Source organism: Candidatus Poriferisodalis sp. (assembly GCF_965208485.1).
GTDB lineage: Bacteria > Actinomycetota > Acidimicrobiia > Acidimicrobiales > Poriferisodalaceae > Poriferisodalis.
The window spans coordinates 2,908,316-2,923,684 of the sequence record NZ_OZ242344.1 but is presented as its reverse complement, the minus strand read 5'-3'; the positions used below and the strand labels follow the sequence as shown (position 1 = coordinate 2,923,684).

Annotated in this window: 14 protein-coding genes and 1 pseudogene; 7 read left to right on the top strand and 8 right to left on the bottom strand. The window is 67.4% G+C overall.

Annotation, left to right across the window (positions count from 1 at the left end):
- Positions 1–153 precede the first annotated feature (153 nt).
- The 3 genes from ACOGXQ_RS13705 to ACOGXQ_RS13695 form a co-directional block, all read right to left on the bottom strand.
- Entirely contained in the window at positions 154–1,854 is a 1,701-nt protein-coding gene (locus ACOGXQ_RS13705) for an HNH endonuclease (protein WP_419944193.1), read from the bottom strand.
- Positions 1,855–2,150: 296 nt separating this feature from the next.
- Positions 2,151–3,026 carry an adenosylcobinamide-phosphate synthase CbiB gene (cbiB, locus tag ACOGXQ_RS13700; protein WP_419944192.1) on the bottom strand — a complete coding sequence of 292 codons (876 nt, stop codon included), beginning with the start codon at positions 3,024–3,026 and terminating at the stop codon, positions 2,151–2,153.
- Positions 3,027–3,282: 256 nt separating this feature from the next.
- Positions 3,283–3,981 carry an adenosylcobinamide amidohydrolase gene (locus ACOGXQ_RS13695; RefSeq protein ID WP_419944191.1) on the bottom strand — a complete coding sequence of 233 codons (699 nt, stop codon included), beginning with the start codon at positions 3,979–3,981 and terminating at the stop codon, positions 3,283–3,285.
- Between the two features lie 23 nt (positions 3,982–4,004).
- Between ACOGXQ_RS13695 and ACOGXQ_RS13690 the strand changes: the two genes are divergently transcribed.
- Entirely contained in the window at positions 4,005–4,289 is a 285-nt protein-coding gene (locus tag ACOGXQ_RS13690) for a hypothetical protein (protein WP_419944190.1), read from the top strand.
- A gap of 188 nt (positions 4,290–4,477) precedes the next feature.
- Here ACOGXQ_RS13690 and ACOGXQ_RS13685 read toward each other — a convergent pair whose 3' ends face one another.
- Both ACOGXQ_RS13685 and ACOGXQ_RS13680 read right to left on the bottom strand, forming a co-directional pair.
- Complete coding sequence (locus tag ACOGXQ_RS13685) at positions 4,478–5,356, bottom strand: ISL3 family transposase (RefSeq protein ID WP_419944189.1); 879 nt, start codon at positions 5,354–5,356, stop codon at positions 4,478–4,480.
- Entirely contained in the window at positions 5,278–5,691 is a 414-nt protein-coding gene (locus ACOGXQ_RS13680; RefSeq protein ID WP_419944188.1) for a hypothetical protein, read from the bottom strand. The genes ACOGXQ_RS13685 and ACOGXQ_RS13680 overlap by 79 nt, the downstream gene beginning before the upstream one ends.
- 272 nt (positions 5,692–5,963) lie before the next feature.
- Between ACOGXQ_RS13680 and ACOGXQ_RS13675 the strand changes: the two genes are divergently transcribed.
- The 4 genes from ACOGXQ_RS13675 to ACOGXQ_RS13660 all read left to right on the top strand — a co-directional run bounded on the left by ACOGXQ_RS13675 (position 5,964) and on the right by ACOGXQ_RS13660 (position 10,847).
- Positions 5,964–6,281, top strand: coding sequence for a hypothetical protein (locus ACOGXQ_RS13675; protein ID WP_419944187.1), 318 nt, complete (start codon positions 5,964–5,966; stop codon positions 6,279–6,281).
- 135 nt (positions 6,282–6,416) lie between these two features.
- Positions 6,417–8,420, top strand: coding sequence for an acetate--CoA ligase (gene acs / locus ACOGXQ_RS13670; protein WP_419944186.1), 2,004 nt, complete (start codon positions 6,417–6,419; stop codon positions 8,418–8,420).
- Positions 8,421–8,679: 259 nt separating this feature from the next.
- Positions 8,680–10,341, top strand: coding sequence for an ATP-binding protein (locus tag ACOGXQ_RS13665; protein ID WP_419944185.1), 1,662 nt, complete (start codon positions 8,680–8,682; stop codon positions 10,339–10,341).
- Positions 10,341–10,847, top strand: coding sequence for a hypothetical protein (locus tag ACOGXQ_RS13660; RefSeq protein ID WP_419944184.1), 507 nt, complete (start codon positions 10,341–10,343; stop codon positions 10,845–10,847). The genes ACOGXQ_RS13665 and ACOGXQ_RS13660 overlap by 1 nt, the downstream gene beginning before the upstream one ends.
- A 375-nt stretch (positions 10,848–11,222) precedes the next feature.
- Here ACOGXQ_RS13660 and ACOGXQ_RS13655 read toward each other — a convergent pair whose 3' ends face one another.
- Complete coding sequence (locus ACOGXQ_RS13655) at positions 11,223–12,086, bottom strand: ISL3 family transposase (RefSeq protein WP_419944183.1); 864 nt, start codon at positions 12,084–12,086, stop codon at positions 11,223–11,225.
- A 182-nt stretch (positions 12,087–12,268) separates the two neighbouring features.
- Positions 12,269–12,412, bottom strand: a pseudogene (locus tag ACOGXQ_RS13650) (transposase family protein); the annotation flags it as partial.
- Between the two features lie 241 nt (positions 12,413–12,653).
- On the opposite strand from ACOGXQ_RS13650, the gene ACOGXQ_RS13645 reads away from it, so the two are divergent.
- Positions 12,654–13,754, top strand: coding sequence for a hypothetical protein (locus ACOGXQ_RS13645; protein ID WP_419944182.1), 1,101 nt, complete (start codon positions 12,654–12,656; stop codon positions 13,752–13,754).
- 157 nt (positions 13,755–13,911) lie between these two features.
- Entirely contained in the window at positions 13,912–14,766 is an 855-nt protein-coding gene (locus tag ACOGXQ_RS13640) for a zinc metalloprotease HtpX (RefSeq protein ID WP_419944181.1), read from the top strand.
- Positions 14,767–14,816: 50 nt separating this feature from the next.
- On the opposite strand, the gene ACOGXQ_RS13635 is transcribed toward ACOGXQ_RS13640, so the two are convergent.
- Entirely contained in the window at positions 14,817–15,305 is a 489-nt protein-coding gene (locus ACOGXQ_RS13635) for a YajQ family cyclic di-GMP-binding protein (protein WP_419944180.1), read from the bottom strand.
- Positions 15,306–15,369 lie beyond the last annotated feature (64 nt).

Sequence of the window (15,369 nt, the reverse complement as noted above, 5' to 3'; positions counted from 1 at the left end):
GCTCGGACATCCGCTGCTCGCGCCCGTGTTCCTGAGCGCTCAATATCTTTTTGCGTATATTTCAGTATCTTTCACTATAGATGTTTGCACTGACCCCTTGGAACTAACCATCTAGTGAGATCGGGTCGGGGAAGGTCAGTCACTTCGGCGCTCTCAGGCTGCGGGGTCGTCCCATAGTGGTGTGACGCCGGCTGCGGGCTGGGGTGCTGGGCGTTTGGGTTTGCGTTGGGGGGCGGGTTCGGTGGGGTGTGCTGGGTCGGGTGGTGCGAGCCGGTAGCGGCCACTGCGGACAGTCACCTGCCAGTTGTGGTCGTGGATGAGGTCGTGGCAGCGCCAGCACACCAGCACGAGGTTGTCGAGGCGGGTCTTGCCACCGCGTTGGCAGGGGAGGATGTGGTGGGCCTCACACTCGCCCGGTGGTTCCCCGCACCCGATGCACGCCCCATCGCGGGCGATCAGCGCGCGTCGTTGTGCGGCGGTGGGTGCTCGGCTGGCGACGGTCTCATACAGCGGCGTGAGCTGGTCGCCGAAGATCTCGATCCACACGTCGGAGTTGCAAGCCAGCCGCGCCATGGTGCTGGGCGGGATCGGGCCGACGCCGCAGATCTCGGCGATACCGCCGGACTCGCCGGTTAGGGCAGCGAGGTCGGCGCGCACGATGATTTCCGCGCCAGTCGCCTTGCGCCCGATCGATGGCGTCGGCTCAGCTTCGGCAGCCGGTTCGGCGCGTCGGGCGTCGTCGAGTTCGCCGATGGCCCCGGTCGATGGGGTATCCGAGCGCTCGAGTGGTGAGAACAGTGCGGCATCGATACTGGCGTCACTGGCGCCCGCAGTCGCTGGCGGATCGCCGCCCGGCGTTGTCACCGGGCCTGTCTGCGGCGGATCGCCGGCCGACGCGCTGCGTGCTGTCAGCGGGGCGCCGTCGGCGTGCGGCGCATGCGTCGGCTCGCATTCGCCAGCGTTCGGTGCATGCGTCGGCTTGCTTTCGTCGCCAGACTCGCCAGACTCGCCTGGTCGCGATGCGGCGTGGGCCGAGTGCGCCGGTGCTGTGCCGCTAGCGAGGAGTGTGTCGAGGGCGTCGGCCATGCGCTGGTCGCGAGTGCGGATGGCCTTGCCGGGCACGACGCTGTCATGGGTCGCGCCATCGCCCGACGCTGCTGCCCCGGATGCGGCATCGCCGGATTCGGCACCGTGGCTGTGCTGTTGTTCGTGTTGTTGGCGGCGGCGGTCTGCTTGGCGAATCTGTTCGGCTTGTCGGCGGAGGCGTTGCTGGATGCGGGCCCCCATCTCGGCATCGAACGAACCGCGCATCTGCACCGAGCCGTCATCGCCGTTCCAGAACCGCACATGGCGGTTGCGCCGGTTGCGCCGGTGCTGCACGGCGAGATCGTCGGCGCTCTGGTGCCGGATCGTCCAGCGCTGCGCGGCCTGCGCGAACTCGTCGTCGGGCAGCGTCTTGGCGAGCCCGATCAGATCGGTGTCGCCTTGCACCGCGTCGGGGCTGGTCTTGCGTGCGGCCTGCGCCAGCTTGGCGGCGTTGGCGAGGCTGATCTCGCCGTCTGATACCCCGGTGCGAGCCGCAGGCAGCTCGGCGAGCTCCGCTTCGGTGCGGACGTTGCGGGCGGCCTCGGAACGCGACCGTCCGCCGATCTGGTTCAGCAACCCTGCGCCGCCGTCGCCGTGGCGCTCACGCTGCGCGACCGCCGACGCGGCCTTGGTCTCGAGCAGCTCGACGCGCGAGCGCAGCTGCTTAGCGAGCCCCAGCGTGCGACGCAGCTCGCCGGTCGGCGTCGCCTCGACACCGTCGAGGGCCGCACCGAGGCAATCGAGCGCCTGCTGCACCTGCGAGAACATACGTTCACTCTACTGAATGGGTGTCACACGAAAACGTCTATGTGATGATTCGATTATTACAAATATATGACATATGTTTTCAGATATTTTTAACTACACCCAACCGAGTGTGAAATGGACCTGCTGGCAGTGCATGCCGCCGGCAAGAACACCGCCTCAGCTTGATCAGGCTGACTTGAACGACTCGGCCAGCAGGGCGATTCATGCGTGCGCTCGGTCATCACCGCCGAACGTCGGCGATCTTCCGAACGGCGTCGTCGCCCCCTCGACGGCACAGACGGAGGTGGGAGCCTGGCTCAGGAACGATCCGTGAGAGCTCGCCTGCGACGAGCGACGAGCCATGTGGCCGCAGCTACCGCTGCCAGCAGCAGTTCGGCCTGCGAGGCGAGGCGTACCGCAGTCTCGATGTCGCTGGCCGCCGGCCGCGGGCCTTCGCCCAGCCGGGGCCGGTGCTCCTGCCGAGTGCCGTAGCGCAGCGGCCCGCCCAGCTCCCGGCCAACTGCGGCGGCCACAGCAGCTTCGGCGACGCCGGCGTTGGGGGAGGGGTGCGCGGCGGCATCGCGCCGGGTCGCGGTCCAGATGGCATGCGCCTGCCGCGGACGCAGCACTGTCACCAAGGCGGCGAAAAGCCGCGCTGGCACATAGTTGGCAATGTCGTCCAGCCGGGCTGCCGCCCATCCGAAGTTGAGGTACCGCTCGTCGCGGCGTCCCACCATTGCATCCATGGTGTTGACCGCCCGGTAGGCCATTGCACTTGGCGCCCCGGCCACGATCGCCCAGAACACCGGCGCCACCACGGCGTCAACGCTGTTCTCGGCGACCGATTCGATGACGGCCGCTGCCACCCCTGACTCGTCGAGTTCGCTGGGGTCACGACCCACGAGTCGGGGAAGCTCGGCACGAGCCGCATCGATGTCTCCCGCCTCGAGCAGGCCGGCAATTCCCATCGCCACCAACCGCAGCTCGCGTCCGGCTGCGGTCAGTGCGACCGCCGAGGAGGTCGAGCGCTGGAGAGCCCCGGCGGCTGCGCCGATGGCCACACCGATCGTTGCGTAGATCAAGCCGTGCGATCGCCGATCTGCCCATAGCAGCCGCTCGACGCGCGTCATCAGCTTCCCGAAGGCTGCGACGGGATGCACCGGTCCCGGCGGCTCTCCCGCCACTCGGTCCACCAGCAACCCCAGAGCTGCACCGCCCGCACGACGAGCGAGCCCACTGCGAGCGGTGCCGCATGCCGCGCCAGCTCGGTGACTCTGCCTGACGAGCCCAATGCGTGAGACACCGTCCCGGCGACGTCGCCGCGCCGAGCCAGGCACGGCTGTCCCGTTGGGTTCGGGTGGTGTGGTCATGTGATCGGCTTGGCCACGGCTGTCCCACTGAACCCGAGCGATGTTGTCACGTGATCAGATCAAGCGCCGTCAAGCGCCGTCAAGCGCCGTCACGTACCGTCAGGCCGTCGCGCACCGCCGCATGCGCGGCCACAGCGAGCCGCTGCCCCCACTCCGAGCGAGGTCCGCCAAAGCGCTCCCGATGCCCGTCCGCAGGCCACGCCACCACCACCGCATCCGTCGCGGTGCCCGTGCCGGCGATCCCGCACTCAGCCAGCGCCTGGGTCTTGGCTTCGGTGATCGTCATCACGGCGTTGACTGCGGCGCCCGGCTCGAGTCCGACAGGCAGCTGCGCCACGATGTTGATCGTCCCGATGTTGTGTTCGTCGGTGCTATCACCCCCCGCAAGATGGGAAGCCGGACGGTCAAGGCCGAGAGTCTCGCCGGGGGCTGTGACAGGAAAGCCCGCCTCGGCAGCCCATGTCGGCTTCGACACACCCACCGTGGCATGCACCACCACGCCGTCGCACTCGGCCGTCGCACAGCGCTCCGCATCCACCGCCGTGAACAGCGCAGTTCCATTGCCGCGCAGGCTCAGCTCGGCCGCGACTTCAGCAGCATGTGCATCCAGATCGATCCGGGCGTAACCGCTGCCGACGCCAACGTTCACGATCCAATCGACCCGACCGATGCCGCCGCCCACTGCCGCCGACGAGATCAGCTCAATGGGCTGATCGAATCGCCAGACCAAGGCGCTGTGGGGAGCCGTCACCAGGGCTGGCTCCACAGCAGCGCTCATCGGCCGGACGCTACCGATGTCCGATGTCCGATGTCCGAGCCGGAGCGTTCCGACTGTGGGACGGCTCGCGGTCGGCGTGGCAGTGCGATGGGCCGCCCGCCGCGTGCTGGGCGAATCGGACGCGCCGCGCCACTGCGGCGGCCTGGCAGCAATTCGCAGCATTCACCGAGGCGGATCGGCTGCTGCGAGGCAACCTGGTGCCCGACACCTGGCTTGCCGCAACCGCGCTCACCAACGGAGCGAGCATCGCCACCGCCGCCGGCTTCTCCCGATTCGAAGGGCTGGAATGGTTCGACCCGGTCAGTTGACCTGAAGCGGCAGCTGAGCGGAAGCGGACTGCTTCACACTGCCGCAGCCAGCGGTCGCAGCGACGAGCCGCTGATGACGGTTCGCTTGATCGCCTCGCCGATCACCGAGATCGTCGCGTCCACGAGCGCCCTGACCGGCTCGGAGAAATCGGAGCCTTCGCGTTTTTGTGGGATTGGGGTTGCTGGGGTCAGGTTGGGTGATGAGGATGTCGCGGGTTTCGGAGTTGGTGTGGTTGGTGGAGCTGTGGGCTTTGCGTCGCAGGACTCGGGTGGAGGTTGTTGGTGTCTTCGATGGGTTCGTTGCTGGGCCGTCTGGTGTGGTGCCGGTCGAGGATCTGGGTGTGCCGTGCGAGGAAGGTGTCGACGGTGCTGTTGAGCTCGGGTGTGTGGCCGCTGCTGTGGATGTCGGCGAACCGGTGGAGGGTTTCGAGGGCGCCTTCGCGGTCTTTGGCGGGGTGGAGCTGGTGCTGCTCGCTGAGCGTGTCCCAGGCTGTCTTGAGCCGAGGATGAGCGGTGAACAGGCCATTGAGGCGTGCGCGCTCTGTGGCGTCGAGGGTGTCGGGGCGTTTGGTGAGCGCGAACCGTGCCCGGAACGCATCGGGGTCGAACGCGGGTCTTGAGCCCTGCGGGCGGCGCTGGACGTCGCGTCGCGCCGCGGTGGGCGCGGCCGCGAGCCATCTGACGACGTGGAATCGGCCCCGGGACGCGGCGGGCGTGGCCGAGCCGTTTAGCGGTCGCCGCCGCATAGGACACCGACCCGTCGGACACGACGACCTTGACGCCTTTTGCCGTCTGTGGCTCTGAGCGGCCGGGAAGCCCGACAGGGCCGCCTCGCTGCGGTGAGCCACCACGGCGAGGGTCTTGGCGGTGTCGCCGTTGACGAGCACCGTCACATGCCGGCGCCGCTCGCGGATCGAGGTCTCGTCCACCCAAAGCACCCCGCACCGGCGGCGGCGGCGATGATCCCCCACCAGACCCGCGTACGCGATCACCAGCGCCATCGCCGTGTGCCAGCCCACCCGATGACGGCGCGCCGCCGCCCGCCGCGGCGCCGCCCGGACGGACATGTCGCCGCCGCCGGCGACGACCCGGCGGGCCAGACGAGCCGTGAGACAGCCCTCGAACGCCCGATGACCCTCCACAAACCGCCGCCCGCAGCCGTCGCACACCATCCGCCGCCGGCCCCACACCAGCGTGGCCGGCCCGCCCGAGACCCCCAGTCCCGGACCCTCTTGGCGCGCCGGTCATGGACCCGCCCGCTTCTCTCGCCGCAGTCCGAGCACACCGGCCGCGTCGCCGTCGAGCACACCACCACCACCAGCCCCCCGGGCACGTCGACCAGCACCCCGAGCGCCTTGACCTGCCGCAGCCACAACCGCACCGACACAACACCACTCGCCATCGAGGCCCCCCGGGGCTCGGCGTCTGCAAACACCGACCCCAGCAGGGCCTCGACCCACCTCAACAAACCATCAGCACCACCTCAACCCACAAAAACGCGAAGCGCCACTTCTGGCACACTTTGGCCTCAGCTCTTTTGTGTGTGAGGTCATCTGCGTTGGGGCAGGTGGACTCACTGATGTCGATACAGCGACCCCCCCCCCCCCCCAATTCGGCCGTCGCCGTCCGCGAGCCGGTTCTCGAGGCCCCGCAGGGCTACAGCGGCGCTGGTTCTTGGTACGTACCTTCCACGGCAGCGTCGTGTTCAACAAGCCGACCAGTATCACGGTGAGCGAAGACGCTGTGACGCTGGCGCTGCCCATGACGGCAGCAGCGTTCGATGGCAACCCCGTCAACAGCCAGTCCCCCAGCGGGGTGGTCGTAGACGGCAACACGATCACGATCACGATCACGCTCGGCACTGCCATCGTCGCCGGCAGCGACGCCACCGTCCGCTACTTCCCCGCCGCAGCCGCCAACGCCCTCCGAGACACCGACGGCACCCCAGTGACCGGCTTCACGATCACTCTCACCACCACGCAGCGCGACTGAGCCTCGCCTGCGCCGTCGCGCCGTCGCTCGCAGCGAGTGGCCGGCCAGCAGCCAACTACCCTGCGAAATTGGCTGAGCAGAGGGACGTCGCCGACCCGACCTGCTTGGCATCAGCACGACGAGACAGGGGCAGCGATGGCTGACGCATCGACCGAAGCGACGATCGAGGACTACTACGTCGAGGACCGTGTGTTCGAGCCCGCGGCGGGGTTCCGCTCTGCTGCGCTCGCCGCCGACCGGTCGCTGTACGACGAGGCCGCTGCGGATCGGCTGGCGTTCTGGACCCGCCAAGCCCGCGAGCACGTGTCGTGGTTCACCGACTTCCACACGGTGCTCGAGTGGGACCTGCCGTTCGCCAAGTGGTTCTTGGGCGGCACGCTCAACGTGTCGTATAACTGCCTCGACCGCCATGTCGAGGCAGGCCGTGGCGACAAGGTGGCCTACTGGTGGGAGGGCGAACCGGGTGATACCCGCACGATCACCTACGCCGACCTGCTCGACGAGGTGTGCAGGTTCGCCAACGTGCTCAAGCGCCTCGGTGTCGAGCGGGGCGACCGGGTGTGCATCTACATGCCGATGATCCCCGAGCTGCCGGTCGCCATGCTGGCCTGCGCCCGCATCGGCGCAGCTCACTCGGTGGTGTTCGGAGGCTTCTCGGCCGACTCGCTGTCAGACCGCATCGACGACGCCTCCGCCAAGCTGCTCATCACCGCCGACGGCGGCTACCGACGCGGCGAGCCGTTCGGGTTGAAGGACACCGCCGACGCCGCGGTCGAGGCCACCACCACCATCGAGAACGTGGTGGTGGTGCGCCGCACCGGCCAGGACACGTCCTGGAACGACAGCGTCGATCACTGGTACCACGACCTGATGAACGGCGCCTCAGCCGACTGCCCGCCCGAGCACATGGACTCGGAGGATCTGCTGTACCTGCTGTACACCTCGGGCACCACGGCCAAGCCCAAGGGCATCATGCACACCACCGGCGGCTACCTCACCCAGGTGGCGTTCACGCACCGCTATGTGTTCGATCTCAAGCCCGATGTCGACGTGTACTGGTGCGCCGCCGACATCGGCTGGGTCACCGGCCACAGCTACATCGTGTACGGGCCGCTTGCCAACGGTGCCTCCTCGGTCATGTACGAAGGCACGCCCGACACGCCCCGTCCCGAGTTCCGCGACGGCGACCGGGCAGCGTGGCCCAAGGATCGGCTGTGGGACATCATCGAGCGCTACGGCGTGACGCAGCTGTACACGGCGCCCACGGCCATCCGCACGTTCATGAAATGGGGGGCGGTCGAAACCGAGCAGCACGACCTGTCCAGCCTGCGGGTGCTGGGCACGGTCGGAGAGCCGATCAACCCCGAGGCCTGGATGTGGTACCACACCCACATCGGCGGCGGCACCTGCCCCATCGTGGACACGTGGTGGCAGACCGAGACCGGCGGCCACATGATCACCCCGCTTCCCGGCGTCACTACGACCAAGCCGGGCTCGGCCACCCATGCGCTCCCGGGCATATCCGTCGAGCTGGTGGACGACGCCGGCAACCCGGTCGAGCGCGGCGGCGGCTACCTGACCGTCACCGAGCCGTGGCCGTCGATGCTGCGCGGCATCTGGGGCGACCCCGAGCGCTACCGCGAGACCTACTGGAGCACCTATGAGGGCCGCTACTTCGCCGGCGACGGCGCCAAGATCGACGATGACGGCTACCTGTGGCTGCTCGGCCGGGTCGACGACGTGATGAACGTGTCGGGCCACCGCATCTCCACCACCGAGGTGGAGTCGGCGCTGGTGGATCACCCGTCCGTTGCCGAAGCCGCTGTCGTGGGTGCCACCGACGCCACCACCGGTCAAGCCATCGTGGGCTATGTGATCCTGCGCGGCGGCCACGATGCCACCGACGAGCTGCGGGAGGAAGTGCGCCAGCACGTGTCCGCCAAGCTGGGAGCGATCGCCAGGCCCAAGGCGGTGGTGCTGGTGCCGGATCTGCCCAAGACCCGCTCGGGCAAGATCATGCGGCGGCTGCTGCGAGACGTGGCCGAGGGTCGCCAGCTCGGCGACACCACCACGCTTGCCGATGCCGGCGTCGTGGAGGAAATCCGCACCCGGGCCGCCGAGGCCCCCAGCGAGGATTGAGCTCAACTCGCGAATCGGCCGAGACTCGACAACTGCCTCGCGAGAATCGCAGTTCTCGAATCCCTCGGCCAAGATTTGAATATCTTCTCTCGCAAATCGTCCTCATTCTCACTCTCACTGCAAGATCGTCAAATCTTCAGCCCAAAACTCTCACCTGCTCCGCAACACAGCCAGCAAGATTTGAATATTTTCCTGCAAAAATCACGACCTTCCGCATTTATCGCTCAAGATTTCAATATCTTCTACTAGCCTTCGCGGTGTGTCTCGTTCACAGCTCAGTCTGGATGACCTGCCCGAGCGCATGTCCGCGTCGCAGTTCTGGAATCTTGTCGGCGAGGTCGAACGTGAGACGCTGGAGTTCAAGCGCGGCATAGCTGACAGCCTGCTCGCAGCGATTCCCGCCATGGCGATGACGAACGGCGGCCTCCTGGTATGCGGCATCAGCGATGACCGCGAGATTGTCGGATGCTCGTTGACGCAGAACAACCAAAATCGGCTCACGCGCTACGCCAACGAGTGCAACGTCGTCGTCGATCTGAAGCCTGTCGAAGTGGACGGGCGCGACATCGTGGTCGTAAGCGTGCCCGAGGTTCATGGACGAATCGTGACGACCCCCAATGGACGGCTTTTGCGCCGCGTTGGCGGAGACTCGATGCCGTTGCAGGGTGATGAGCTGGGACGATTCGTGGCTGAGCGACAGCGCGCCTCTGCTGAGGCCAACCCGATTGACGGCGCGTTCGATCCTGAAGCCTTCGACCTGGGCGTCGTCAACGGTGCTCTCGCCCGCCAGGGCCGCAGCGAGATCGAGGTTGCCGATCTGGGGCGAGCGCTTGTCGATCTCAACGTTGCTGAGGCTTCCGACGGCATCGCAGGCGCGACTGTGCTGGTTGCTGGGGCAGTGCTGTTTGCACGCGATCCGCGTCGCTTCGTTCCAGGCGCGGAGGCGCAGCTCATTCGCCGCGACGGCATCGGTCCAGATCTTGGCCCCATAGTCGACCGCGAGTCTTGTGCCGGTCCTCTCGCGGCGGTGCTGGAGTGCTGTCTTGAATTCGTCGATAGCCACACCAAGAGCTTCGAGGTCGTTTCGGGGCTCTTTCGCGAGGCGATTCCCGAGTATCCGGTACCGGTTCTCCGTGAAGCCCTGCTGAACGCGCTAGCGCACCGCGACTACGGCTTGGCCGGCGCCACCATCGATGTCACCGTGTGGGACGACCGCGTCGAGATTCGCAGTCCCGGCTCGCTTCCTGGGCACATCAACGAGCAGAACATGCGGGTCGAGCACTTCAGCCGTAATCGACGCTTGATGAGAGTCCTGCGAGATATCGGCTTGGTGGAAGAATTCGGCGAGGGCGTCGATCGCATGTATCGAGAGATGGAGGCGCGTCTCATGCCTCCCCCGGAGTTTGAGGCGACGCCGTCGTCAGTCACGGTTACGTTGCGGAACCAGTTCCGGGTGAGCGTCGAAGAGCTGGCGTGGCTGGGGGTGCTCGGTGATGTGTTCGCTTCTGCCTCAGAACGTCTCGCTCTCGTCGAGGTGTACCGGCGCGGGAGCGCGGCCCGGCGTCACGTAGCTGACGCGCTGGCTGAGGATGCGGAGGTAGACCGTCTGCTGGCGCGCATGGTCGATGGCGGATTGCTCGTTCGCGTCGGGAGGGCCGGCGGTGCGCAGTACGAGTTGTCCCCTGAGGTGGTGCGGCGTGCTGGCAGCGCTGGGGTGAATACCTCGCATCTCTACCGGCGGCGCCTGCTCGATGAACTCGCGAGTCGCGGTGGTCTTTCTTCGGCGGAGGCCGCAGAGCTCCTGGGCGTGGACGTGGCTGAGGCGCGCCGGACCCTGAATGTTCTCGCAGCCTCGGGTCTCGTTCGCGCTGTGGGCAAGACTCGAGCTCGGCGTTACCTGCCAGCGCCCTCCGAAGAGTGATGGCCAGGTTGAGCGGCGGCGACTGGCCATCGTACTGGTGGTGGCGGGATGGGCCGGTGCCGCCGGGCGACTGCGTCATCGTCGACATCGACGGGGTGCTCGCCGACGCCGCACACCGCCAGCATCACCTCGACGGCCCGTGGCGCGACTGGGACTCGTTCTTCGCCGATGTCGGCGACGACGACGTACTCGACGAAGTCTTCGAGCTGCTGGTGCTGCTCAACCCCGAGCTGGTCGTCGTGGCGCTCACGTCCCGGCCCACCTGGGTCTCGGGCGCAACCCTCAACTGGCTGATCAAGCACGAGGTCCGCTGGGACCTGCTCATCATGCGGCCCATGGGCGACTTCCAGCCGTCGCCGCTGTTCAAGGGCGAGCAGACACAGGCGCTCCTCGAGTGCGGCTACACCCCCCGCCTCGCCATCGACGACGACATGCGCAACGTCCGCATGTACCGAGACCTCGACCTGCCAACCCTCTACATCGACAGCGGCTACCACCCCCACTGAGGCCGCCGCTCGCGAAAGCCATATCGGCCGCTGCGGGATACGGTGGGTCGCTGTTGAGGCTCTTGGGGGTTCGGTGGCTGTTGCCGTCGGTTCCGCTTGGGTAGCGCTGCTTGCCTGCGCCCTTGGGGTCTGCAGCGTTCGTGACTGAGGATGACGGGCCGTGTTTGTCTTTGGTTCGGTGCGGCGGCGCTGGTCGGCGGTTCTGTTGGCGGTTGCGTTTCTTGGTTTGTCGTTGGTTGTCGTCGATGCGGTTGGTGCTTCCTCGTCGGTCGGAAGCTATGAGGGGCTTACCGCTACAGACTGCAGCGGGGACACCCCTATTGTGGTTGCCTCAGACAAAGCCTCGCAGTCCAACCATTACAGGCTCTTCGCGTTTTAGCGTGGGGTGAGGTTGTCGAGCAGGGTCCAGTTCGGCTTGCCGGCGTAGAGCAGGACTCGGGTTCTGTAGTGGTCGAGGTTGGCGGTCCCGAACGACACTCGCTTGATGAGCTTGGCGTGGTTGTTGGCTGCCTCGGTGGGGCCGTTGGTGACTTGGCAGAGATGCCAGTTGGCGATCTGGGTGCGCCAGGCGTGCAGGGTGCGGCCGAGCTTGTTCAGCTCAGCGCTGAACGTCTCGTCTCGCAGGTCGCGTGAGAGCTCGTCGAGCGCCTCGCGGGCGAGGTCGCGGTCGGGTATCCGGTAGATGCCGCGCAGGGTCTCCTTGGCGTGCCAGGCGTCTCGCACCTCGCCGCGGGGGTCGCCGGCTGCGAGCAGGCCGCGCAGCTTGGTGCGGCCTCGGTCGCTGATGCGCTCGGCGGCTTTGAGCAGCAGCCGTCTTGTGCGGTAGAGGTGGTCGCCTTTGGCGCCGCGCCCGCCGGTGGTGTGGTTGTGGACTCGGCGGCGCACGTCGTCGATGGTGGAGTTGGCGAGCTTGACGACGTGGAACGGGTCCGCGACCTGGGTCGCTTGGGGGAGCGCTTCGCGGGCGGTCTTGCGATACGGCCCCGACAGGCCCCGTGACCGCCCAGCGGATACGCCCTCGCCCGCCTCGGGGGGCGTGCGCCCAGCCGGCGTTTCGCGCCCGAGGCGCTGCGGCCTGGGACTATGTCGAGCAGCCTGCCCCGGCGGGCGTCCACCAAGGTGGTGCCCCAGTGCTTTTCGCGGAACGGGCCGCGGCGGAACATCAGGATCTCGTCGAGGCCCAAAGCGGTCACCCCGACCAGACGGCCCCGGTCCGCGTCGAGCAGCGCCCGGCCCCACCGGTGCGCCGCTGCCATCGCGGTGTGCCAGCCGCAGCCCAGCTCGGCCGCGGTCTCGCCGATCGCCCGGCCCAGACCGGCTCGGCGGGTGGCGTGCTTCGCGGCTCTGGTCGTCATCCTCGCCCTGGGCAGCGCGATCGCGTCGTGCCGGTCGGTGAACGTGCCCACCGAACAGCCAGCCTCGGGGCAGCGCCAGCGGCGCTTAGCCCACCGCAGCCGCACCGGCCGCCCGAACGCCGGCAGGTCCGCCAGCGCCACCCGGCTCGACCCGTGCGCCCACACCGGTCCGCCGCAGCCCCCACAGCACGGCCGCCCGGTCAGCTCCACACCGATCTCGATCCGTGCGCCGCGCCGCTCAGCAACCCCGCTCACCGCGACGCCCGGCCCAAGGCCGACGACCAACAGCAACGCACGCGTAAGGTCAACAGCCACAGGGATCCTCCACGACTCGGAAGCTTTGACACCTCCGATTCTGGGGGATCCCTGCCTACACCACCAGCACCCTCACCGACCTACTCCACGCGCAAACGCGAAGAGCCCCCATCCCCAGATCTGACAGCATGAACCAGTGAAGACAGCGTTGGTGATCGGCGGCACGGGGCCGACGGGACCCGGTGTGGTGAGCGGGCTCGTCGAGCGCGGGTACGACGTGACGATCCTGCACACCGGTCGCCACGAGGTGGACACCCTCCCGCCCGAGGTCCCGCACATCCACACCAACCCGTTCCGCATCGACGAAGTGGAAGAGGCCCTCGGCAACGCCACGTTCGATGTCGTCTATGCCATGTACGGACGGCTGCGTGACCTGGCGCCGTACTTCGTGGGGCGCTGCGGCCAGTTCATCGCTGTCGGGGGCATCCCCGTCTACCGGGGCTATGCCCGGCCGGCGGAGAACTGGCCACGCGGCCTGCTCATGCCGCTGCGGGAGTCATCCGAACGTGCTGTGAACGACGCCAACGACAAGGTGGCCAAGATCGTCGCCACCGAGGATGTGCTCTTCGAGCACCACCCTGATGCCACCATCTTTCGCTACCCGCTTATCTACGGCCCAGAGCAGATCAACCCGCGCGAGTGGCTGATCGTGCGTCGAATCATCGACGGCCGTCGCCGGATTATCGTGGCCGACGGGGGCCTCACGCTGCGCGCCGCCGCGTACGGCCCCAATGCGGGTCATGCCCTCACGCTCGCCGCCGACCATCCCGAAGTTGCCGCCGGCAAGGCCTACAACATCAGCGATGAGCACACCCTGACGGCCCGCCAGACCATCCAGGTGATCGCCGCAGCGCTCGCTGTCGAGCTTGACATCGTGAACCTGCCCGGCGAGCTTGCCACGCCTGCCCGCCCCTTCCTTGGCGAAGAGGAATCGCTGCACCGGGCCATGGCGCCCGACCTGATGATCGCCGAGCTGGGCTATCGGGACAAGGTCGGCGTGGTCGAAGCTGTCGGCCTCACGGCGCGCTGGCTGGCAGAGAACCCGGTCCGGCGCGGCAGCACCAAGGAACGGCGCATGCAGGATCCGTTCGACTACGACGCCGAGGACGCCATCATCGACGCCTACCGCTCGTCCATCGGCAAAGCCGCCGAGCTGGCCGCCGCCTTCGATCCTGATTTCCGCGGTCGCTACAGCCCGGGCTCGGACGATTGGCGCCTCGTCGACGCCAAGAACTGAACTCGCAGTGCGCCGACTCAGCCGCAGCCGCAGCCGCACCGACGACGGACCGCCGCCGCGACCCATCCTGCGCCTGAGCGACGGACCGCTGTCGTTAGCCTGAACCGCAACCGCACAGCGTCCGCAACACAGCGACCGAAATGAGGTGCAGCACGACGTGCGCAACACGGCTAAGACCACCGTTCTCCTGGCCGGCCTGGCTGGTCTGATCCTGTGGATCGGCAGCTTCTGGGGCCAAGGCGGCCTCACGATCGCCGTCGTCATTGCCCTGGTCATGGTGGGCGGCAGCTACTGGTTCAGCGACAAGCTGGCGATCCGCTCCGCCCGGGCCCAAGAGGTCCAACCCCATCAGCTCCCTGAGTACTGGCGGATCATGGGTGAGCTCACCACGCTGTCGGACATGCCGATGCCGCGGCTGTACGTCTCGCCCGACCCGCAGCCCAACGCCTTCGCCACCGGCCGCAACCCGCGCAACGCTGCGGTCTGCGTCACCGAGGGACTCATCCGCCATCTGAACTGGTACGAGATCCGTGGCGTGCTGGCGCACGAGATGGCCCATATCCGCAACCGCGACATCCTCATCGGCTCAGTCGCAGCGGCCGTGGCCACGGCGATCACCTTCGCCGCCCGCATGGCCCAATTCGCCCTGATCTTCGGGGGCGGCGGACGCGACAACGACCGCAATCCGTTCGGAGAGATCCTGCTCATCATCTTGGCGCCGATTGCTGCGATGTTGCTGCAGATGGCCATCAGTCGCAGCCGCGAGTACCAGGCCGACCGCACCGCCGCCCGCATGATCAGCGACGGCGAACCGCTCGCCCGGGCGCTCGAAAAGCTGGACGTGGCCTCCAAGACTGTTCCGAGCCTGGCCGACGCCAACCAGGCCCAGATGTACATCGCCAACCCGCTGGCCAGCCGCCGGATGGGTTTCAAAGGCCTGTTCACCACCCACCCGCCGATGGAAGAACGCATCCGCCGGCTGCGTGACGGCTCCTGGCAGGAAGCGATCTAACCGGCCGCACAGCTGTGGAGTGCCGGCTGGCTGCCCGACGCAGGCCGGTGTCAGTCCCGGAAGTTCTCGAACTGCAGTGGTACGTCGAAGTCGCCGGCCTTGAGTTCGGCGATGACCGCCTGCAGGTCGTCCCGCTTCTTCGACATCACCCGCATCTGATCGCCCTGGGTCTGCGACTGGACACCCTTGATGCCGAGGCCCTTGATGAACTTGTTCAGATCACGGGCCCGGTCCGACGAGATGCCGGCCTGCAGCGCAGCCACTTGGCGCACCGTGCCCCCCGAGGCCTCCTCGACGTTGCCGTAGTGGACGGCCTTCAGGCTGACCTGGCGGCGCACCAGCTTCTCTTCGAGCAGCTGGCGCATCGCTGCCAGCCGGTCCTCGGTGCTCGACCGCAAGTTGATGACGCCCTCGCCGAGCTCCACCGCGCTGCCGGTGTTGCGGAAATCGTAGCGATTGGCGACCTCTCGGGAAGCCTGATCCACGGCGTTGCGGATCTCCTGCATGTCCACTTTGGAGACAACATCGAATGACGGCATGCCCGCAAGCTAGCGACCTGAATCAGGCCCCCGACCCTGGAATGTGAGGCATCATCGGCCATGC

Bases quoted from the DNA above. Each gene is read 5' to 3' on its own strand.
- ACOGXQ_RS13635 (WP_419944180.1), bottom strand. From the start codon at position 15,305: ATGCCGTCATTCGATGTTGTCTCCAAAGTGGACATGCAGGAGATCCGC.
- ACOGXQ_RS13685 (WP_419944189.1), bottom strand. From the start codon at position 5,356: ATGTCCGTCCGGGCGGCGCCGCGGCGGGCGGCGGCGCGCCGTCATCGG.
- ACOGXQ_RS13660 (WP_419944184.1), top strand. From the start codon at position 10,341: ATGGCCAGGTTGAGCGGCGGCGACTGGCCATCGTACTGGTGGTGGCGG.
- ACOGXQ_RS13690 (WP_419944190.1), top strand. From the start codon at position 4,005: ATGTCCGATGTCCGAGCCGGAGCGTTCCGACTGTGGGACGGCTCGCGG.
- ACOGXQ_RS13680 (WP_419944188.1), bottom strand. From the start codon at position 5,691: ATGGCGAGTGGTGTTGTGTCGGTGCGGTTGTGGCTGCGGCAGGTCAAG.
- acs (WP_419944186.1), top strand. From the start codon at position 6,417: ATGGCTGACGCATCGACCGAAGCGACGATCGAGGACTACTACGTCGAG.
- ACOGXQ_RS13705 (WP_419944193.1), bottom strand. From the start codon at position 1,854: ATGTTCTCGCAGGTGCAGCAGGCGCTCGATTGCCTCGGTGCGGCCCTC.
- ACOGXQ_RS13695 (WP_419944191.1), bottom strand. From the start codon at position 3,981: ATGAGCGCTGCTGTGGAGCCAGCCCTGGTGACGGCTCCCCACAGCGCC.